This is a genomic window from Pseudomonas sp. S2_A05 (genome assembly GCF_054668485.1).
In genome coordinates, this window is the sequence record NZ_CP162775.1 from 719,075 (window position 1) to 740,641 (window position 21,567).

The 21,567-nt window shown below is 61.0% G+C and carries 13 protein-coding genes; 7 read left to right on the forward strand and 6 right to left on the reverse strand.

Translation table 11 applies throughout. The annotated features are described in order from the left end of the window. Positions 1-22: 22 nt before the first annotated feature. Entirely contained in the window at positions 23-2,407 is a 2,385-nt protein-coding gene (locus AB4O12_RS03365) for a sensor domain-containing diguanylate cyclase (RefSeq protein WP_457263817.1), read from the forward strand. A 159-nt stretch (positions 2,408-2,566) separates the two neighbouring features. On the opposite strand, the gene dacB is transcribed toward AB4O12_RS03365, so the two are convergent. Continuing rightward, a complete protein-coding gene (gene dacB / locus AB4O12_RS03370; protein WP_056784182.1) occupies positions 2,567-4,027 on the reverse strand; it encodes a D-alanyl-D-alanine carboxypeptidase/D-alanyl-D-alanine endopeptidase in 1,461 nt (486 codons plus the stop codon). Positions 4,028-4,261: 234 nt separating this feature from the next. Here dacB and AB4O12_RS03375 point away from each other — a divergent pair, with 234 nt between their 5' ends. Further along, complete coding sequence (locus AB4O12_RS03375; protein ID WP_016773843.1) at positions 4,262-4,606, forward strand: YggL family protein; 345 nt, start codon at positions 4,262-4,264, stop codon at positions 4,604-4,606. A 244-nt stretch (positions 4,607-4,850) separates the two neighbouring features. Here AB4O12_RS03375 and AB4O12_RS03380 read toward each other — a convergent pair whose 3' ends face one another. Continuing rightward, positions 4,851-6,041 (reverse strand): benzoate/H(+) symporter BenE family transporter, encoded by a 1,191-nt coding sequence (locus AB4O12_RS03380; protein WP_252883460.1) that lies wholly within the window; start codon positions 6,039-6,041, stop codon positions 4,851-4,853. A 358-nt stretch (positions 6,042-6,399) separates the two neighbouring features. Here AB4O12_RS03380 and AB4O12_RS03385 point away from each other — a divergent pair, with 358 nt between their 5' ends. Beyond that, on the forward strand, positions 6,400-7,164 hold the full coding sequence (locus AB4O12_RS03385) for a GntR family transcriptional regulator (RefSeq protein WP_007918375.1): 765 nt from the start codon (positions 6,400-6,402) through the stop codon (positions 7,162-7,164). 151 nt (positions 7,165-7,315) lie between these two features. Here the strand turns inward: AB4O12_RS03385 and guaD are convergent, their stop codons facing one another. The 4 genes from guaD to xdhA all read right to left on the reverse strand — a co-directional run bounded on the left by guaD (position 7,316) and on the right by xdhA (position 13,456). After that, positions 7,316-8,620: a guanine deaminase gene (gene guaD, locus AB4O12_RS03390; protein ID WP_406228654.1), complete on the reverse strand. Its 1,305-nt coding sequence runs from the start codon at positions 8,618-8,620 to the stop codon at positions 7,316-7,318. A 13-nt stretch (positions 8,621-8,633) separates the two neighbouring features. Then, positions 8,634-9,491, reverse strand: a complete 858-nt coding sequence (gene xdhC / locus AB4O12_RS03395) for a xanthine dehydrogenase accessory protein XdhC (protein WP_024012316.1) — start codon at positions 9,489-9,491, stop codon at positions 8,634-8,636. Between the two features lie 118 nt (positions 9,492-9,609). Then, complete coding sequence (gene xdhB / locus AB4O12_RS03400; protein ID WP_217850993.1) at positions 9,610-12,009, reverse strand: xanthine dehydrogenase molybdopterin binding subunit; 2,400 nt, start codon at positions 12,007-12,009, stop codon at positions 9,610-9,612. Beyond that, a complete protein-coding gene (xdhA, locus tag AB4O12_RS03405; protein WP_460060333.1) occupies positions 12,002-13,456 on the reverse strand; it encodes a xanthine dehydrogenase small subunit in 1,455 nt (484 codons plus the stop codon). The genes xdhB and xdhA overlap by 8 nt, the downstream gene beginning before the upstream one ends. A gap of 268 nt (positions 13,457-13,724) precedes the next feature. Here xdhA and AB4O12_RS03410 point away from each other — a divergent pair, with 268 nt between their 5' ends. The 4 genes from AB4O12_RS03410 to ligA all read left to right on the forward strand — a co-directional run bounded on the left by AB4O12_RS03410 (position 13,725) and on the right by ligA (position 21,518). Beyond that, a complete protein-coding gene (locus tag AB4O12_RS03410; protein WP_039763015.1) occupies positions 13,725-14,384 on the forward strand; it encodes a GntR family transcriptional regulator in 660 nt (219 codons plus the stop codon). 2 nt (positions 14,385-14,386) lie between these two features. Further along, positions 14,387-17,875 carry a chromosome segregation protein SMC gene (smc, locus tag AB4O12_RS03415; protein WP_460060335.1) on the forward strand — a complete coding sequence of 1,163 codons (3,489 nt, stop codon included), beginning with the start codon at positions 14,387-14,389 and terminating at the stop codon, positions 17,873-17,875. Between the two features lie 259 nt (positions 17,876-18,134). Beyond that, a complete protein-coding gene (zipA, locus tag AB4O12_RS03420) occupies positions 18,135-18,998 on the forward strand; it encodes a cell division protein ZipA (RefSeq protein WP_016773851.1) in 864 nt (287 codons plus the stop codon). Positions 18,999-19,160: 162 nt separating this feature from the next. Then, entirely contained in the window at positions 19,161-21,518 is a 2,358-nt protein-coding gene (gene ligA, locus AB4O12_RS03425) for an NAD-dependent DNA ligase LigA (RefSeq protein WP_460060337.1), read from the forward strand. Positions 21,519-21,567: the final 49 nt, after the last annotated feature.

Here is a 21,567-nt window from a genome sequence, read left to right on the forward strand (position 1 = left end):
TCTGGCGGAGTGAGTCGTGCTTATGCCGTTGCACCCCGTGCGCCCGAAAATCCTCGGTTTCATCAGTGAAGACGTCTCAGCCTGGCTGGTCGCTTTGCTGGTGTTGCTTGCCGGTGGGATTCTCACCGGGCTGCTCGCGTGGGGCACCTTCAACCAGTTTCAGCAACAATCGCGTCAGCGCTTTCAACTGCTGGCCAACGAACGCTACAGCCGTATCGCCGAACGTTTTCAGGACCAGGAGCAACGTCTCGATAGTCTGCGCCGGTTCTTCGCCAACTCCGAATCGGTGTCCCGCGCCGAATTCGACGGCTACTCCCGCCCTTTATTGCTGCGCACCCAAGCCTATACCTATGCCCCGAGAGTCAGTGGTGCCGAACGCGCCGCGTTCGAACAGCAGGTGCGTGACGAAGGCCTGAGCAACTTCACCATTCGCGAGCTCGACGCCAATGGCGAGCTGCAACTGGCGGCAGCGCGCGACGCATATGTGCCGGTGCTGTACACCCAGACCCAAAGCCGATTGGCGCCACCACTGGGTTATGACTTGCTCGCCCAACCCTTGCGCCGCGAAACCCTGCAACGCGCCGACCAGCTCGGCAGCATGGCGGTGTCGCAACCGATGCACCTGGTCGGGATTGAGCCGTCCTACGCGCGTGGGGTGTTGCTACTGGCGCCGGTCAGTCGCGCTGGAGAGTCGCAGCCGTTCGGCTATGTGATGGCGGTGATCAGCATGCGCCAGTTGCTCGCCGACGGTTTGCCCGATGCCCTGCACGATTACCTGTCGGTGCGCATTCTCGACCTGTCGACCCAGGATCAGCACGAGGCGCTGTTCGAATCGAGCAACGAGGCGGTGCCCGGCGATCTGGCGGCGACACGCTTGCTACGCATGGCCGATCACGACTATCAGGTCGATATCCTGCCGAGCGAAGCGTTCATGCAGGCCAACCATTCGTCGGTGGGCAGCGTGATCATTCTGGGCGGCTTGCTCAGCGCATTGCTCAGCGCCTTGTTGTACGTGCTGGTCAGCCAGCGTCAGCGCGCGGTGCGTCTGGTCGAGGTGCGCACCCAGGAATTGCACGAGCGCGAGCAGGAACTGCGCGGCACCCACGGTCAGTTGCGCGGCGTGCTGAATGCCGCCACCCAGGTCGCGATCATCGCCACCGACCTGCGCGGCGTGATCAACACCTTCAACCCCGGCGCTGAACAGATGCTCGGCTACAGCAGCGCCGAAGTGGTCGGGCGCATGACCCTGGAGAACCTGCATTTACCCCGGGAGCTGGCGGCGCGTTCGGCGGAGCTGAGCGCGCGCTACGGCAAAAGCATTCCGACCTGCCACGCGATGCTGGTCGAGGGCGGCGAAGTCGGCGGTCATGAAGCACGCGAATGGACCCTGGTACGCAGCGATGGCAGTCATCTGCCGGTGAACATGCTCGCCACCCCGGTGCTTGACGAGCAAGGCCTGTGGGTCGGTCATCTGGCGATCTGCATCGACATCACCGAGCGCAAACGCGTGCACGAAGTGCTGGCAGCACGCGACACGTTGCTGAAGAAGCTCAGCGCCCATGTTCCCGGTGGCATCTACCAATTCAAGATGGAATTCGACGGACGCTTCAGCGTGATCTACGCCAGCGATGGCATCCGCGAGATCTACGAGCTGGAGCCGGATGTGCTGCTGCTCGACTCCGAGGCGATTTTCAGCCGCATTCACCCGCAGGATGCGATTCGCGTGCGCAGCTCGATCCGCGAATCGGCGGAAAATCTCAGCCCATGGCGCGAGGAGTATCGCGTGCAACTGCCCGAGCGCGGCCTGCGCTGGGTGCGCGGCGAGGCGACACCGGAAGAACTGCCGGGCGGCGGGGTGCTGTGGCACGGTTACATCTCGGATATCTCCGATCTCAAGCGCGTGGAAGAAGAATTGCGCGCGTTGTCGATCACCGATTCGCTGACCGGCATACACAACCGCCGCTATTTCCAGGAACGCCTGACCACCGAAATGGCCCGGGTCGAGCGTGGCGGCGGTGAGTTGTCGGTGATCATGCTCGACATCGACCACTTCAAACGCATCAACGATCAGTTCGGCCACGCTGTCGGCGACCGCGTGCTGCAAGCAGTTTGCGAACGGATCGGCCATCGCTTGCGCCGCACCGACGTGTTCTGCCGTCTGGGCGGCGAAGAGTTCATGGTGCTGTGCCCGGACATCGACGGCGAACACGCCTACATGCTGGCGATGGAGTTGTGGGAAGGTTTGCGTAGCGCGCCGGTGGATGTGGTCGGCTTGGTCACCGCGAGTTTCGGCATCGCCAGTTGGCGCCCGGGGGAGGGCGCGGATGCGCTGTTGCTGCGCGCTGACTCAGGGGTTTATGCAGCGAAGCAGAATGGCCGGGATCGGGTTGAGCGGGAGATGTGCTGATTCGAACCTGACACCTGACCCTGTGGGGCAGAGGGGACCTGGCGCTGATTTTCTGTGGGAGCGAGCCTGCTCGCGAAAGCGGTGTGACAGTCACTGAACATGCTTACTGAACCGACGCCTTCGCGAGCAGGCTCGCTCCCACAATTGCACCTGCTGCGCTTACAGCACCGAAGCGGTCTGCGGCAGTTTCGGCTGTTTGTACAGATCCAGCAGCACCTGATCGAGCACCGACGATGCACCAAACGGGGCCTTGTCGTTGAGGATCGCGACCACCGCCCAGGTATTGCCATTCACATCACGACTGAAACCGGCGATCGCGCGCACGGTGTTCAGGGTGCCGGTCTTGACGTGGGCTTCGCCGCGCATCGCCGTGGTTTTCAGGCGTTTGCGCATGGTGCCGTCGGTGCCGGCAATCGGCAGCGAGCTGATGTACTCGGCGGCGTACGGACTGTGCCAGGCGGCTTGCAGCATGTTGGCCATCTCACGCGCGCTGACCCGCTCGGCCCGCGACAGACCAGAACCATTCTCCATCACCAGATGCGGCGCGGTGATGCCTTTCTTCGCCAGCCACTGACGTACCACGCGCTGCGCTGCCCGGGCGTCGTCACCGTCGGCATCGTTGCGGAAACGCTGGCCAAGGCTGAGGAACAGCTGCTGGGCCATGGTGTTGTTACTGTATTTGTTGATGTCGCGGATGATCTCGGCCAGATCCGGCGAGTACGCACGGGCAAGCAGTTTGGCGCTGCTCGGCGTCGGTGCCAGACGATCCTTGCCCTGGATGCTGCCACCCAGTTCCTTCCAGATCGCGCGGACGGCGCCAGCGGTGTAGGTCGCGTGGTCGAGCAGCGACAGGTAAGTCTGCGAGCTGCAGCCTTCACCCAACTGGCCGCCGACGGTTACGGTCACGCTGCCATCGGCCTGCGGCACCGGGTTATAGCGCACGCCGCCGGTGCATTGCTTGGACGGCAGCGCCTTGACGGTGTTTTCGATGCGGATGCTGGCAATCGGCGGCTCAACCGAAATCAGTACGCGGCCACCGTCATTGCGCGCAACAAAGCGCAGGGCCTTGAGGTTGACCAGCAATGAGTCGGGCTTGACCAGGAACGGCTTGTTGTCGTCGTTGCCGTCATCGTTGAATTCCGGCAATTGCGGCTGCACGAAGAAGTTGCGGTCGAGGATCAGATCGCCGGTGATCTGCGTGACGCCGTTGGCGCGCAGGTCGCGCATCAACAGCCAGAGTTTCTCCATGTTCAGCTTCGGGTCACCGCCGCCCTTGAGGTAGAGGTTGCCGTTGAGAATGCCGCCGCTCAGGGTGCCGTCGGTGTAGAACTCGGTTTTCCACTGATGGTTGGGCCCGAGCATTTCCAGCGCCGCGTAAGTGGTGACCAGTTTCATCGTCGAGGCCGGATTGACCGAGACGTCGGCGTTGAACACGGTCGGCGTGCCCGGACCGTCGAGCGGCACCATCACCAGCGACAGCGCAGTGGGCTGCAGCTTGCTGGCCTTGAGGGCTTTTTCGACGTTCGGGGTGAGGGAAGTGTTGATGGTGGCAGCGGAGACAGGCAGGGCCAGAGGCAGAAGAAGGCCGGCGAGAAACAGTGGACGCAACGATTTGATCATATGCAATAAAACCCTGCAAAAGAGGGGAAAAAAGACGAGGACATGGATGAAAAGGCCCTCAGTGGTCATGAAAGTGTCGGCATTATGCCCCAAGCTGTAACAGCTTGTGCCGTGTCGCGACCGGCCAATCGCTTATTTTTTTACAGGCGGTCGGCCGCAGCGACCAGAGAGTCGGGCAATCGCTGGCTTAAACTGGTAAAGTGCCGGCCGTTATTACTAAAGAGGATTGTTCCAATGGCGACTAACCGTTCCCAGCGTCTGCGCAAAAAACTGTGCGTAGATGAATTTCAAGAGCTGGGTTTCGAACTGAACCTGGACTTCAAAGAAGACTTGTCCGAAGAAGCCATTGACGCTTTCCTCGAAGCATTCATCAAAGAAGCCATGGAAGCCAACGGTCTGGGTTATGTTGGCGGCGACGACTTCGGTCTGGTGTGCCTGCAGAAGCGTGGCTCGGTCAACGAAGAGCAGCGCGCTGCCGTTGAAGCCTGGCTGAAAAACCGCTCCGAGCTGACCAAGTACGAAGTCAGCCCGCTGCTGGACGTGTGGTATCCGGAAAAGCCGATCAACGCGGCCAAGTGATACTGAAAAAAACGGCGACCTGAGGGTCGCCGTTTTTTTTCGTCTGGTGTTTAGGTGATACGGCTTGGATTTGATGGTGGACTCGCCCCTCACCCCAGCCCTCTCCCCGAGGGAGAGGGAGCCGATTTGTGGGCTTTTCAAGATATGAGTTCGACTCGGTACCTCATGTGGCGCACCTCTTCCAGACACCACGGTCAGTTCCCCTCTCCCTCCGGGAGAGGGCTAGGGTGAGGGGCTTTTGATCTTAAGCTTTACGCCAATTCAAAATCACCAGCGTCAAAACCCCCGCCACGATCCCCCAGAACGCCGAACCAATGGAAAACAGCGTCAACCCCGACGCCGTGACCATAAACGTGATCAACGCCGCTTCCCGTTCCTTCACCTCGCTCATGGCAATGCTCAAGCCATTGATGATCGAGCCGAACAGCGCCAGCGCCGCAATCGACAGCACCAGTTCTTTCGGCAACGCGGCAAACAACGCTGCCAACGTCGCGCCGAACACCCCGGCAATCCCGTAGAACACCCCGCACCACACCGCTGCGGTGTAGCGCTTGTTGCGATCTTCATGGGCATGCGGGCCGGTGCAGATCGCCGCGCTGATGGCCGCGAGGTTGATGCCGTGGGAGCCGAACGGCGCCAGCAACAGCGAGGCGATGCCGGTGGTGGTGATCAGTGGCGAGGCCGGGACGTTATAGCCATCGGCGCGCAGCACGGCGATGCCGGGCATGTTCTGCGAGGTCATCGCCACCACGAACAGCGGAATGCCGATGCTGATGGTTGCGGCCAGGGAGAAGTGCGGCGTGGTCCAGACCGGGGTGGCCACTTCCAGATGAAAGCCGTTGAAATCCAGCAGCCCCATGAAGCCCGACAGCGCGGTGCCGATCAGCAGCGCCGCGAGCACCGCATAGCGCGGCGACAGGCGCTTGACCAGCAGATAAGTGAAGAACATCCCCAACACCAGACCGGTACGGTGTTGCGCGGCGACGAAGATTTCGCTGCCGATCTTGAACAGAATCCCTGCCAGCAGAGCTGCCGCCAAAGAGGCCGGGATCTTTTTCACCAGCCGTTCGAAGCTGCCGGTCAGGCCGCAGATCGTCACCAGTACCGCGCACGTGATGTAGGCGCCGATCGCCTCGCCGTAACTGACTCCGCCCAGGCTGGTGATCAGCAACGCTGCGCCGGGGGTCGACCAAGCGATGGTGATCGGTGTGCGATAGCGCAGCGACAGGCCGATCGAACACACCGCCATGCCGATAGAAATCGCCCAGATCCACGAAGAAATCTGCCCGCTGCTCAGGCCGGCCGCTTGCCCGGCCTGGAACATCAGCACCAGCGAACTGGTGTAACCGGTCATCATCGCGATGAAACCGGCGACGATGGCGGAAGGCGAAGTGTCGGCCAGAGGGCGCAGGCGGGCGTGGGTGGCGTCGGTCATGACGGCGGTGTTCCTTATACCAATGGAGATGTCCGCCACAACACAGAACCTCTGTGGGAGCGAGCCTGCTCGCGAAAGCGCTATGTCAGTCAACATTCATAGTGAATGTGAAATGGCTTTCGCGAGCAGGCTCGCTCCCACGGGGGATTGCGGTCATGCAGCGGATTCTGCGATCAAGCCTAAACTCAAACCTGACAAACCGTTGCAATACAGCCGCAGGCGCAAACAGCCGTACAGTCGTGTTGCCACCATTCATTGTGTACAATCGCGCTGTTTTTTACGCGATACTTGCCAGCGACCTACTGTGCCGTATTACAGTCACGGTCTATTCGCCGCAGTTTTCCCGACTCGAGTGCCCATGAACGAACAGTTGCAACCCCTCAAGAAACAACCGCGAGCAGGCAAAGCCGGCCGCAGCGGAACCCAGGACGATATTGTCTACGCGCATATCTTCGAGGCCATCCTCGAACAGCGTCTGGCGCCCGGTACCAAGTTGAGCGAAGAGGCGCTGGGGGAAATCTTCGGGGTCAGCCGCACCATCATTCGCCGCGCGCTGTCGCGTCTGGCCCATGAAGGCGTGGTGCTGTTGCGGCCGAATCGTGGCGCCGTCGTCGCCAGCCCGAGTGTTGAAGAAGCGCGTCAAGTGTTCCTCGCCCGCCGTCTGGTCGAGCGTGCGATCACTGAATTGGCCGTGCAGCACGCCACGGCCGAGCAGATCGCCGAATTGCGGCAGATGGTCAACGATGAGCGGGACAGTTTCTCGCGCGGCGATCGCGGTGCCGGTATTCGTCTGTCAGGCGAATTCCACCTGAAACTGGCGGAAGCGGCGATGAACGCACCGTTGATCAGCTTCCAGCGCAGCCTGGTTTCGCAGACCTCGCTGATCATCGCCCAGTATGAAAGCGGCAACCGCTCGCACTGCTCGTACGATGAACACACGCAGTTGATCGACGCCATTGAAAAGCGCGACGGTGAACTGGCGGTGAACCTGATGATGCATCACATGGATCACATCGACAGCAAGCTCAACCTCGACGAGGAAGGCGCGTCGGATGATCTGCATGCGGTGTTCTCGCACTTGTTGCAGACCAAGAAGCCGGGGCGTCCAGCGGCCAAGCTCTAAGCTGAAACCGAGTCGCGGCTTTCGCGAGCAGGCTCGCTCCCACAGGGGAATGCATTTCAAAGGTGGGAGCGAGCCTGCTCGCGAAGACAACCTGACCGGCAACAAAAATCCTCCGTGGTAAACACCACCGGGAACGATCAGTGCGAAGAGGTTAGCGCTGATGCACCAGCGCCCCCGCAGCGTAAGTCTGCTGCACCGTCCGGTCATCGCCCAAGGTCATCAACACAAACAATGTCTCGGCAATGTTATTCGACTGCTTTAAGCGATAACTCAGCAGCGGCGTGGCGTTGTAATCCAGTACCAGGAAGTCGGCATCGGAGCCCGGTTGCAGATTGCCGATCCTGTCTTCCAGACGCAGCGCCCGCGCACCACCCAGGGTCGCCAGATACAGCGACTTGAACGGGCTCAACCGCGCGCCCTGCAGTTGCATGACCTTGTAGGCTTCGTTGAGGGTTTGCAGCAGGGAGAAACTGGTACCGCCGCCGACGTCGGTGCCGAGGCCGACATTGAGCTTGTGCTTCTCGGCCATCGGCAGGTTGAACAGGCCGCTGCCGAGGAACAGGTTCGAGGTCGGGCAGAACGAGATCGCCGAGCCGGTTTCCGCCAGCCGCGCGCATTCTTCGTCACACAGGTGCACGCCGTGGGCGAATACCGAGCGTTCGCCGAGCAACTGGTAATGATCGTAGACGTCGAGGTAGCCCTTGCGCTCCGGAAACAGCTCCTTGACCCACTCGATTTCCTTGAGGTTTTCGCTGATGTGGGTCTGCATGTACAGATCCGGGTATTCCGTCAGCAATTGCCCGGCGAGGGTCAGTTGTTCCGGGGTGCTGGTGGGGGCGAAGCGCGGTGTCACCGCATAGTGCAATCGACCCTTGCCGTGCCAGCGCTCGATCAGCGCCTTGCTGTCGACGTAGCTGGATTCGGCGGTATCGACCAGATAGTCCGGGGCATTGCGGTCCATCATCACCTTGCCGGCGATCATGCGCAGATCAAGCTTTTCCGCCGCTTCAAAAAACGAATTGACTGACTGCGGGTGCACGCTGCCGAACACCAGCGCCGTGGTGGTGCCGTTGCGCAGCAGTTCCTTGATGAAAATGTCCGCCACTTCGTCGGCGTGGGCCTTGTCGCCAAACTGGCTTTCGCAGGGGAAGGTGTAGGTGTTCAGCCAGTCGAGCAGTTGCTCGCCATAGGAGCCGACCATGCCGGTCTGCGGCAGGTGAATGTGCGTATCGATAAAGCCGGGGGTGATCAGCGCATCCTGATAATGGTTGATCTCGATATCCGCCGGCAGGGTTGGCAGCAGTTCGCTGGCGTGGCCGAGGGCGCTGATCTTGCCGTCGTCGATCACCAGCAGGCCATCCTCGAAATATTCATACGAGGCTTCGATGCCGACTTCGGCAGGGTCGGCGATGCTGTGCAGGATGGCGGCGCGGTAGGCTTTGCGAGTCAGAGGCATGAGGGTTCTCTAATCAGTTTGAGGCTTTGAGTTTGGCGGCCTGACTGCGGCGCGAGGCGGGCAGCAGTCGGGCAATCGGTTCGGCGCGGGCGCTGTGCTGGCCGAAATTGGCGTTGTAAGTGGCGATGATTTCGCCGGCGATGGAGATGGCGATTTCCACAGGCAGTTTGCCTTTGACTTCGCCGATGCCCATCGGGCAGCGCATGCGCTGCACCACGCTCGGGTCGAAACCACGATCACGCAGACGGTGTTCGAATTTGGCGCGTTTGGTTTTCGAGCCGATCAGGCCGAACCAAGTGAAATCGTTACGCTTGAGAATCGCCGCGGTCAGCTCCAGATCGAGCTGATGGTTGTGGGTCATGACGATGCAGTAGCTGCCGGCAGGCAGATCATCGACTTCGTCCACCGGCTCTTCGCTGACGATTTTACGCACGCCGTGGGGAATGTGTTCGGGGAACTCCGCCTCGCGCGAATCGATCCAGCGCACCCGGCAGGGCAGGCTGGCCAGCAGCGGCACGAGGGCGCGACCGACATGGCCGGCACCGAACACGGCAATCTGCGCCTGCACCTGGCCCATCGGTTCGAACAGCAACACCGTAGCGCCACCGCAGCACTGGCCGAGACTGGCGCCGAGGCTGAAGCGCTCCAAATGGGTGTCCTGCTTACCGCTGGCGAGCATTTCGCGGGCGATCTGCATGGCTTTGAATTCCAGATGCCCGCCACCAATAGTGTCGAACAGGCGGTCGGCACTGACGACCATTTTCGAGCCGGCGTTGCGTGGCGTCGAACCGAGTTCTTCGATGATCGTCACCAGCACACAGGGCTCGCCCTGATTCTGCAGGTCGGCGAGGGCGTCGATCCAGTTGTACATGTTCACCTCGACATCTTCGTTGTCTGTGCCGGCCTCTTCGCGAGCAGGCTCGCTCCCACATTGGCAATGCATTCCAAATGTGGGAGCGAGCCTGCTCGCGAATGGCCGCGCCTCGGTCCTAGAGCGGAGCCAGCTCGGTTTCAGCTTCGACGGCTTTCACCGCTTTGAGCTGACGCATCTGCTCGCAACCCCACAACACCCGCTCCGGCGTGGCTGGCGCGTCGATTTTCGGCTGATGCTGATAATCACCGAGGCTCGCCACCGCATCCTTGATCGCACACCACGCGGCGATCCCGAGCATGAACGGCGGTTCACCGACAGCTTTGGAATGGAACACCGTGTCTTCCGGGTTCTTGCGGTTTTCCACCAGCTTCACTCGCAGATCCAGCGGCATGTCCGCCACCGCCGGGATCTTGTAGCTGGCCGGGCCGTTGGTCATCAGCTTGCCTTTGTTGTTCCAGACCAGCTCTTCCATGGTCAGCCAGCCCATACCTTGCACGAAACCACCCTCGACCTGACCGATGTCGATCGACGGGTTCAGCGAGGCGCCGACGTCATGCAGGATGTCGGTGCGCAGCATCTTGTACTCGCCGGTCAGGGTGTCGACGATCACTTCGCAGCAGGCTGCGCCGAAAGCGAAGTAATAGAACGGACGCCCACGCGCCTGACTGCGGTCGTAATAGATTTTCGGGGTCTTGTAGAAGCCGGTGCTGGACAGCGAGACCTGATTGAAATACGCCTGCTGGATCAGCGCTTCGAACGTCAGGATCTGCTCGCGCACCCGCACGTGGCCGTTGCGGAATTCGACGTCTTCTTCGCTGACCTTGTAGTGCCGCGCGGCGAATTCGACCAGGCGTTGCTTGATGGTCTGTGCTGCGTTCTGCGCGGCTTTGCCGTTCAGGTCAGCACCGCTGGAAGCAGCGGTCGGCGAGGTGTTCGGCACTTTGTCGGTGTTGGTCGCAGTGATCTGCACACGATCGATTTCGACCTGGAACACTTCCGCCACGACCTGAGCGACTTTGGTGTTCAGGCCCTGGCCCATTTCCGTACCGCCGTGGTTCAGGTGGATGCTGCCGTCGGTGTAGATGTGGATCAGCGCACCGGCCTGGTTCAAGAAGCTCGCAGTGAAGGAAATGCCGAATTTCACCGGAGTCAGCGCCAGGCCTTTTTTCAGGATCGGGCTGTTGGCGTTGTAGCGACGGATCGCTTCGCGGCGCTCGGCGTACTGGCTGCTTTCTTCCAGCTCGGCGGTCATCTCTTCGAGCATGTTGTGCTCGACGGTCTGGTAGTAGTGGGTGACGTTGCGCTCGGTTTTGCCGTAGTAGTTGGCCTTGCGCACCGCCAGCGGGTCGAGCTTCAGGTGCCGGGCAATCGCGTCCATCACTTCCTCGATGGCGACCATGCCTTGCGGGCCACCGAAGCCACGATAAGCGGTGTTCGAGGCGGTGTTGGTCTTGCAGCGGTGACCGTTGATGGTCGCATCGCCGAGATAGTAGGAGTTGTCCGAGTGGAACATCGCCCGGTCAACGATCGAGGCGGACAAGTCCGGCGAGCAGCCGCAGTTGCCGGCCAGCTCCATATTGATCCCGTGCAGACGGCCGCTGCTGTCGAAGCCGACGTCGTATTCAACGTAGAACGGGTGGCGCTTGCCGGTCATCAGCATGTCTTCGACACGCGGCAGGCGCATCTTGGTCGGTTGGCCGGTGAGGTGCGCGACCACTGCGCACAGGCACGCCGGACTCGCGGCCTGGGTTTCCTTGCCACCAAAACCACCGCCCATGCGGCGCATGTCGACGACGATCTTGTTCATCGACACGTCGAGCACTTCGGCGACCAGTTTCTGCACTTCGGTCGGGTTCTGCGTCGAGCAGTAGACGATCATGCCGCCGTCTTCAGTAGGCATCACCGAGGAGATCTGTGTCTCCAGATAGAAGTGCTCCTGGCCGCCGATGTGCAGCGTGCCCTGAATACGGTGTTCAGCCGTGGCCAGCGCCGAAGCCGAGTCGCCGCGCTGATGGGTGTGGCTGTCGAGCACGAAATGGCGCTTGCGCAGGGCTTCGACGACGTCGAGCACCGGTTCCAGATCTTCGTATTCGATGATCGCCGCCATCGCTGCCTTGCGCGCGGTTTCCAGATCTTTCGCTGCGACTGCCAGCACTGGCTGGCCGACGAACTGCACGTCATCGATGGCCAGCAGCGGGTCACCCGGCATCAGCGGGCCGATGTCCTTCAGGCCCGGCACGTCTTCGTGGGTAATGACAATGCGCACGCCTTCGAAGGCGTAGCACGGCGACGTGTCGATGCTGAGGATTTTCGCGTGGGCGCGGTCCGACAGGCGCGCATACAGGTGCAATTGGTTGGGGAATTCCAGGCGATCATCGATGTACTGCGCTTCACCGGATACATGCTTGGCGGCGCTGTCGTGCTTGACGCTGCGGCCGACACCGGTGGTCAGGTCCTGGGCGAACAGTTCGGCCAGTTCAGCTTGAGTCTTCTCTACGGCGTGATGGTTAGACATAAGCGGTCACCCGAGTCTCGATGTGCGGTGTTTGCAGTTCGATGAAGTATTTGCGCAGCAGGTTCTGCGCGCTGAGCAGGCGATATTCCTTGCTGGCGCGGAAGTCCGAGAGTGGCGTGAAGTCTTCGGCCAGCGCGGCGCAGGCGCGTTCGATCACGGCGTTATTGAACGGCTGACCAAGCAGCACGGCTTCGCAGTGCGCAGCGCGTTTCGGAATCGCCGCCATGCCGCCGAAGGCCACCCGGGCGTCGCTGATCACGCCATTTTCCACGCGCAGATTGAACGCAGCACAGACGGCGGAGATGTCGTCGTCCAGTCGCTTCGACACTTTATAGGCGCGGAACAACTGCTCGGCGCAGGCGCGCGGCACGATGATTTTTTCGATGAATTCGCTTTCCTGGCGCGCGGTGACGCGGTAGTCGATGAAGTAATCTTCCAGGTTCAAGGTGCGGCGGGTTTCGCCTTTGCACAGCACGATCTGCGCGCCGAGGGCGATCAGCAGCGGTGGCGAGTCACCGATCGGCGAGGCGTTGCCGATGTTGCCGCCGAGGGTGCCTTGGTTGCGGATCTGCAACGAGGCGAAGCGGTGCAGCAGTTCGCCGAAGTCCGGGTACTCGGCATTCAACGCCTCGTAGCAGTCGGAGAGGGCAGTGGCGGCGCCGATTTCGATGCGGTCATCGAAGGTTTCGATGCGCTTCATTTCGGCGACGTTGCCGACATAGATCATTACCGGCAGGGTGCGGTGGAACTGGGTGACTTCCAGCGCCAGATCGGTGCCGCCGGCGAGCAGGCGTGCTTGTGGATAAGCGTCGTAGAGGTCGGCCAGATCGGCCACGGTCAGCGGCACCAGGCAGCGTTTGTCACCGCTGTTGAGTTCACCGATATCGGTCGGCGCGATGGCCTTGAGGCGGGCAATGGTTTCGGCTTCGCGGGCGTCGAACTGATCCGCTGGTTTGCCGCAGCAGGATTGTTCGGCAGCGGCCAGAATAGGGCGGTAGCCGGTGCAGCGGCAGAGGTTGCCGGCCAGCGCTTCGTGGGCCTTGGCCTGATCCGGCGCATCGCTGTTCTTTTGCAGGGCGAACAACGACATCACAAAACCGGGGGTGCAGAAGCCGCACTGCGAACCGTGGCACTCGACCATGGCTTTCTGCACGCTGTGCAGTTCGCCCTTGTGCTTGAGGTCTTCAACGCTGATCAGTTGTTTGCCGTGCAACGATGAGACGAAAGTCAGGCACGAGTTGAGGCTGCGATAGCGAATGTGTTCACGCCCCGTGTCATCGGTCTGCAACTCGCCAACCACCACGGTGCAGGCGCCGCAGTCGCCGCTGGCGCAACCTTCTTTGGTGCCGGGCTTGCCCACATGTTCACGCAGGTAATTGAGCACAGTCAGATTCGGGTCCAGGGCGTGCTCGCTACGGAGTTCCTGGTTAAGTAAAAACTGGATCACGGAAGGCCTCGCAGACTCATTATTGTTGTTAACCGACGTGAACCGAATTTAGCAGGTCTGACTTTTCGGTCAATGGTTTTCTGACTTAAAGGTCAGGAAAATCCGTTTCGTCGATCAACAGCGTGTCTATTCAGTATTGACCTTCATCGGTCACTGCGCTTTTTTGCGGGATTCGTGCCAAAAACCGCTGAGTGGGCACTCCGCCATGACCGCGCATTTGCGCTACACTGCGCCGCTTGTGCAGATCGATAGAGTTTGAAGGACAACCATGACGTTCAAGGCGCCGGACAGCCTCGCCGAGCAAATCGCTCACCACCTCGCCGAACGCATCATTCGTGGCGAAATGAAGCCAGGAGAGCGCATCCAGGAACAGAAGGTCACGCTGGCGCTCAACGTCAGCCGCGGTTCGGTCCGCGAAGCCTTGCTGATCCTCGAGCGCCGTCACCTGATCGCGATCCTGCCGCGTCGTGGCGCCCACGTTACCGAGCTGACGCCGCACAAGGTGCAGAGCCTGTGCACGCTGATGAGCGAGCTGTACATCCTGCTCGGCAATTCCGTGGCCAACGGCTGGCAAGTGCAGTCGGACATGGCGCCCTTCGTGCAGATCCAGCAGCGCCTGACCGCCAATTACGAACGCGGCGATATCCGCAGCTTCGTCGATGACAGCTTCGCGGTGATGCGCGCCGCCTATCCGTTTGCCAACAATCCGTACCTGCAAGAAACCGTCGAGAACCTCCAGCCGGCGATGAGCCGTGCGTATTTCCTCGCCCTCGAACAGCGCAAGGCGGAAATGAGCGAGTTCCTCGAACTGTTCGAACGCTTGCTCGCCGCCGTACTCGCCCGTGATTTGCCGCAGATCCGCATCGTGCTCACGGCTTATGCCCAGCGCAGCTGCGATCTGGTGGTGTCTGCGCTGACGGTTGCCTGAGCGTGCGGCTGAAGTGCATCAAACTGGCGGGGTTCAAATCCTTCGTCGACCCGACCACGGTGAACTTCCCCAGTAACATGGCGGCGGTCGTCGGGCCGAACGGTTGCGGCAAGTCGAACATCATCGACGCCGTGCGCTGGGTGATGGGCGAAAGTTCGGCGAAGAACCTCCGTGGCGAGTCGATGACCGATGTCATCTTCAACGGCTCGACCAGTCGCAAACCGGTGAGCCAGGCCAGTATCGAGCTGGTGTTCGACAACTCCGACGGCACGCTGCTCGGCGAATACGCCGCCTACGCGGAAATTTCCATCCGCCGCAAAGTCACCCGCGACAGCCAGACCACCTATTACCTCAACGGCACCAAATGCCGTCGGCGCGACATCACCGATATTTTCCTCGGCACCGGCCTCGGTCCGCGCAGCTACTCGATCATCGAACAGGGGATGATCTCCAAGCTGATCGAATCCAAGCCCGAAGACCTGCGTAACTTCATCGAAGAAGCCGCCGGCATCTCGAAATATAAAGAGCGCCGCCGCGAGACCGAGAACCGCATCCGCCGCACCCACGAAAACCTCGCCCGCCTCACCGACCTGCGCGAAGAACTGGAGCGCCAGCTCGAACGTCTGCACCGTCAGGCCGAGGCGGCGAAAAAGTATCAGGAACTCAAGGCCGAAGAGCGTCAGCTCAAGGCGCAACTGTCGGCGCTGCGCTGGCAGGATCTTAACGAGCAGGTCGGCCAGCGCGAGTCGATCATCGGCAACCAGGAAGTCAGCTTCGAAGCGCTGGTCGCTGAACAGCGTAACGCTGACGCCGCCATCGAACGCCTGCGTGACGGTCACCACGACCTGTCCGAACGCTTCAATCTGGTGCAGGGGCGCTTCTATTCGGTCGGCGGCGACATCGCCCGGGTCGAGCAGAGCATCCAGCACGGCCAGCAGCGTTTGCGTCAGTTGCAGGACGATCTGAAAGAAGCCGAGCGCGCGCGTCTGGAAACCGAATCGCACCTTGGCCACGACCGCACGTTGCTGCTGACTCTCGGCGAAGAACTGGACATGCTCACCCCCGAGCAGGAAGTCACCAGCGCCGCCGCCGAGGAAGCCGCCGCTGCGCTTGAAGAAGCCGAAACCACCATGCACGGCTGGCAGGAGCAGTGGGACGCTTTCAACCTGACCGCTGCCGAACCGCGCCGTCAGGCTGAAGTCCAGCAATCGCGGATCCAGCAGCTGGAAAGCAGCATGGAGCGCCTGGCCGACCGGCAGAAACGCCTCGCCGAAGAACGTGCGTTGCTGTCCGCCGACCCGGAAGACGCGGCGATCATGGCGCTCAATGAGCAGCTCGCCGAGTCCGAAGCGACTCTCGAAGATTTGCAGACCAGCGAAGAAGCGCAGGTCGAAAAGCTCGAACAACTGCGTCAGGAATTGCAGCAGGCGTTGACCGCCCAGCAGCAGGCGCAGGGCGATCTGCAGCGGCTCAACGGGCGTTTGGCGTCGCTGGAAGCCTTGCAGCAGGCCGCGCTCGATCCCGGCACCGGCACTGCTGAGTGGTTGAAGGAACACAACCTCGCCGAGCGTCCGCGTCTGGCCGAAGGCCTGAAGGTCGAGGCCGGTTGGGAGCTGGCGGTGGAAACCGTGCTCGGCGCCGATCTGCAAGCGGTGCTGGTCGACGACTTCAGCGGTTTTGATTTGTCCGGTTTCACCCAAGGCGATTTGCGCCTGCTCAGCCCGGCCAGCGATGGCGTGCGGGTGGCGGGCAGCCTGCTGGACAAAGTCGAGGCGCAGATCGATCTGTCGCCGTGGCTTGGTCAGGTCAAACCGGTCGACAGCCTTGAACAGGCGCTGGCGTTGCGCGGTCAGTTGAGCGCCGGGCAGAGCCTGATCAGTCGCGATGGCTATTGGGTGGGTCGACACTTTTTACGCGTACGTCGCGCCAGCGAAGCGGAAAGCGGCATGCTCGCCCGTGGCCAGGAAATCGAAGACTTGCAGCTTGAACGCGAAGAGCGCGAAGCCACGGTCGAGGCCATGGAAACCCGCCTGCAAACCTTGCGCGCGCAACAGCGCCAGCAGGAAAACGGCCGCGAACATCTGCGCCGCTTGCTGCAGGACGAAGCGCGCCAGCAAGGCGAACTGAAAGCGCAGTTGTCCGCCGGTAAGGCCAAAGCCGAACAGCTGACATTGCGCCGCACCCGTCTCGATGAAGAACTGGTCGAACTCGCCGAACAGCGCGAGCTTGAGCACGAACAGGTCGGCGAAGCGCGCATGCAATTGCAGGAAGCGCTGGACGCCATGGCGCTCGACACCGAGCAGCGCGAGTTGCTGCTGGCCCAGCGCGACAGCCTGCGCGAGCGCCTTGATCGCGTGCGTCAGGAAGCCCGGCAGCACAAGGATCACGCCCATCAACTGGCCGTGCGTCTCGGCTCGTTGCGTGCTCAGCACGACTCCACGCGGCAGGCGCTGGAACGTCTGGAAATGCAGGCCGAGCGTCTGACTGAAAAACGCGAGCAGTTGAGCCTGAATCTGGAGGAGGGCGAGGCGCCGCTGGAAGAGCTGCGCCTCAAGCTCGAAGAGTTGCTCGACAAGCGCATGACCGTCGATGAAGAACTCAAGACTGCGCAGATCGCCCTGGAAGACGCCGATCGTGAATTGCGCGACGCGGAAAAACGCCGCACCCAGGCCGAACAGCAATCGCAGCTGATTCGCGGCCAGCTCGAACAACAGCGCATGGAATGGCAGGCGCTGACCGTACGGCGCAAAGCTTTGCAGGATCAATTGCTCGAAGATGGCTACGATCTCAACGGCGTGCTCGCCACATTGACCGCACAAGCCAGTGAACGCGAAGCCGAAGAAGAACTAGAACGCATCAACGCGCGAATTCAGCGCCTGGGTGCGATCAACCTCGCGGCCATCGATGAATACACGCAACAATCGGAGCGTAAACGTTATCTGGATGCGCAGGACGCCGATCTGGTCGAGGCGCTGGAGACCCTGGAAAACGTCATCCGCAAGATCGACAAGGAAACCCGCAACCGTTTCAAAGATACCTTTGATCAGATCAACGGCGGTTTGCAGGCACTTTTCCCGAAAGTTTTCGGTGGCGGGCGCGCGTATTTGGAACTGACGGGCGAAGATCTACTCGATACAGGGGTGACGATCATGGCGCAGCCGCCCGGGAAGAAGAACAGCACCATCCATTTGCTCTCCGGCGGCGAAAAGGCCCTGACTGCACTGGCCCTGGTTTTTGCCATCTTCAAGTTGAACCCGGCGCCGTTCTGCATGCTCGATGAGGTTGACGCGCCACTGGATGACGCTAACGTTGGACGCTACGCACGCCTGGTCAAAGACATGTCGCAGACCGTGCAGTTCATCTACATCACCCACAACAAGATCGCCATGGAAATGGCCGAGCAGTTGATGGGGGTGACGATGCATGAACCGGGCTGCTCGCGACTGGTGGCGGTGGATGTCGAGGAGGCGATGGCGATGGTGGACGCCTGAGTCGGTGTGATGTCGGAATAGTTTTGGAGGTCTGTAGGACTTTTTACTGACATCGGCTGGATGGCCAATCGACATATTCGCGCAAGCCAAATGAGACAGACGGTGTAAAGTTGTCTTTGGTCGTGCTAGTTTAATGTCAATTTTTCGTATACGTGGGCAAAACGCCTGTCAGAACATAGAGTTGGCGCCACGTTTTAAAGCGGTTTACGCAGTGTAAACCCCTTATTTTTCAGCATTTTTTATAGAGGCACGGGATTACATGGAAATCGGTCTGCGCGAGTGGCTGATCGTCATCGGCATCATTGTGATAGCCGGTATTCTTTTCGATGGCTGGCGCCGTATGCGCGGCGGCAAGGGAAAGCTGAAATTCCGTCTCGACCGGAGCCTGTCCAATCTGCCGGACGAGGACACCAGCGCCGAGCTGTTGGGCCCGGCCCGCGTCCTGGATACGCACAAAGAGCCGCAACTGGACGAGCACGATCTGCCGTCGGTGAGCATGCCCAACCGCGAAGCCCGCGAACCGCGTGAGTCCGGTTCGAAACGTGGCAAGCGCGGCAGCAACGGCCCGGCGCAGGGCGACCTGAACCTCGACCTCGATCTGGACGGCGGCCCGAGCTTCAGCAGCCGTGACGACGATTTCGCCGAAGACAGCAAGCCTGCAGCGGCCGTGGCGGAAAAAGATCAGCCGCAAGCCGAAGAAGTCCTGGTGATCAGCGTGATCTGCCGCGACCCGGCCGGCTTCAAAGGCCCGGCGCTGCTGCAGAATATTCTCGAAAGCGGCCTGCGTTTCGGCGAGATGGACATTTTCCACCGCCACGAAAGCATGGCCGGCAACGGCGAAGTGCTGTTCTCCATGGCCAACGCGGTCAAGCCGGGTATCTTCGATCTGGACGACATCGACCACTTCAGCACTCCGGCGGTGAGCTTCTTCCTCGGTCTGCCAGGCCCGCGTCATCCAAAGCAGGCCTTCGACGTGATGGTTGCGGCAGCCCGCAAGCTGTCCCAGGAATTGAACGGCGAATTGAAAGACGATCAGCGCAGCGTACTGACCGCGCAGACGATTGAGCATTACCGTCAGCGCATCGTCGAATTCGAACGCCGCGCATTGACCCAGAAGCGCTAAGGCCAGATCAAAAGATCGCAGCCTTCGGCAGCTCCTACAGAGGATCGCGATACTGTAGGAGCTGACGAGTGCAACGAGGCTGCGATCTTCTGGCCCCGCCGCCGATAATGGAATAAAACTGGAGCAGCCTCGGCTGCTCTTTTGCTTTATGAGAGAACACCCATGACCGCCGCCAAAACCCGCATTCTAGAGCTGCGCGCTGAGCTGGATCAGCACAACTATCGCTATCACGTTCTCGACGAGCCGAGCATTCCCGATGCCGAGTACGATCGCTTGTTCCACGAGCTCAAGGCACTGGAGGCGGCCAACCCGGAACTGATCACCAGCGATTCGCCGACCCAGCGCGTCGGCAGCATGGCGTTGACCGCGTTCACTCAGGTGCGTCACGAAATTCCGATGCTCAGCCTCGGCAACGCCTTCGAAGAATCCGACATGCGCGAGTTCGATCGCCGCGTCAACGAAGGCCTCGACGTGCCGGCCGGCGATCTGTTTGGTGGCGGCGCGGCGGTGGAATACAGCTGCGAGCCGAAGCTTGATGGCCTGGCGGTCAGCCTGCTGTATCAGGATGGTCTGCTGGTGCGCGGCGCCACCCGTGGCGATGGCACCACCGGCGAAGACATCAGCGTCAACGTGCGCACTGTGCGCAATATTCCGCTGAAGCTGCATGGCGAAGGCTGGCCGGCGACGCTGGAAGTGCGCGGTGAAGTGTTCATGTCCAAGGCCGGTTTCGAGCGCCTCAATGCTTCGCAGCTGGAAATCGGCGGCAAGACCTTTGCCAACCCGCGCAACGCGGCAGCAGGCAGCCTGCGCCAGCTCGATTCGAAGATCACCGCCAACCGGCCGCTGGAATTCTGTTGCTACGGCATTGGCCAGGTGTCCCACGATATTGCCGACACCCACATCGGCAACCTCAAGCAGTTGCAGAAGTGGGGCATGCCGATCAGTCACGAACTGAAGCTGGCCAAGGGCATCGATGAGTGCCTGGAGTATTACCGCGACATCGGCGCGCGCCGTAACTCGCTGGCCTATGAAATCGATGGCGTGGTGTTCAAGGTCAACAGCATTGCCGACCAGCGTGAACTGAGCTTTCGTGCGCGCGAGCCGCGCTGGGCGATCGCGCACAAATTCCCGGCGATGGAAGAACTCACCGAGCTGCTCGACGTGGAATTCCAGGTCGGCCGCACCGGTGCGGTAACTCCCGTGGCGCGCCTGAAACCGGTGAAAGTCGCCGGCGTCACCGTGGCCAACGCCACGTTGCACAACATGGACGAAGTCGCGCGTCTGGGCCTGATGATCGGCGACACGGTGATCATTCGCCGCGCCGGCGATGTGATTCCGCAAGTGGTGCAGGTAGTTACCGAGCGTCGCCCCGATGACGCGCGCCCGGTGGCCATTCCTGAAAGTTGCCCGGTGTGCGGCTCCCACGTTGAACGCACGCAACTGGTCAAGCGCAGCAAGGGCAAGGAAACCTTCAGCGAAGGCGCGGTGTATCGCTGCGTCGGCCGACTGGCCTGCGGTGCGCAACTGAAACAGGCGATCATTCACTTCGTCTCGCGCCGGGCCATGGACATCGAAGGCTTGGGCGACAAGAGCGTCGAACAACTGGTCGACGAAGGCCTGGTCAGCTCGCCGGCCGATCTGTATGCGCTGAAGTTCGACGACATCGTCGATCTGGAAGGCTTCGCCGAGGTATCGAGCAACAAGCTTCTCAAAGCCATTGAAGACAGCAAGCAACCGAGCCTGGCACGTTTCATCTACGCCCTCGGCATTCCCGATGTCGGCGAAGAGACGGCGAAGGTGCTGGCGCGTTCGCTGGGTTCACTGGAGCGCGTGCAACAGGCTTTGCCGCATGTGCTGACCTATCTGCCGGATGTCGGCCTGGAAGTGGCGCACGAGATTCACAGTTTCTTTGAGGATGCGCACAACCAGCAGGTCATCAGCGAATTGCTCGGCCATGGTTTGCAGATTCAGGATCAAGGCGAGTTGGGCGCCGAATTCGCCGCCAGTACCACGCTGGGCGGCTTGCTCGACAAACTGCACATTCCTTTCGTCGGCCCCGGTGGTGCGCAAAAACTCGCCGACCGCTTTGGCTCGCTGGAAGCGGTGATGAACGCTGACTGGCTGGACATGCGCCAGGCATTGCCAGAGAAGCAGGCCAACTCGGTGCGCGAGTTCTTCGCCTCGCCTGAGCATCGGCAACTGGCCGAGCGGGCCGAGCAGCAGTTGCGCGATTTCGGCATGCATTGGCAGAGCGAGAAGAAAGTCGTCGAAGGTCTGCCGCTGTCCGGGGAAACCTGGGTGCTGACCGGCAAGGTCGAACTGATGAGCCGGGATGTGGCCAAGGATCATCTCGAAAGCCTGGGTGCCAAGGTCGCCGGTTCGGTGTCGGCGAAAACCCATTGCGTGGTCGCAGGCCCGGGTGCCGGCTCGAAACTGACCAAGGCCAACGAGCTGGGTGTGAAGGTCATGGACGAGGAAGCGTTTATCGCCTTCCTCAAAACCCACGGCGTCGCTGTCTGACCGGATGAACCCCTGTGGTGAGGGGATTTATCCCTGTCCGGATGGACAC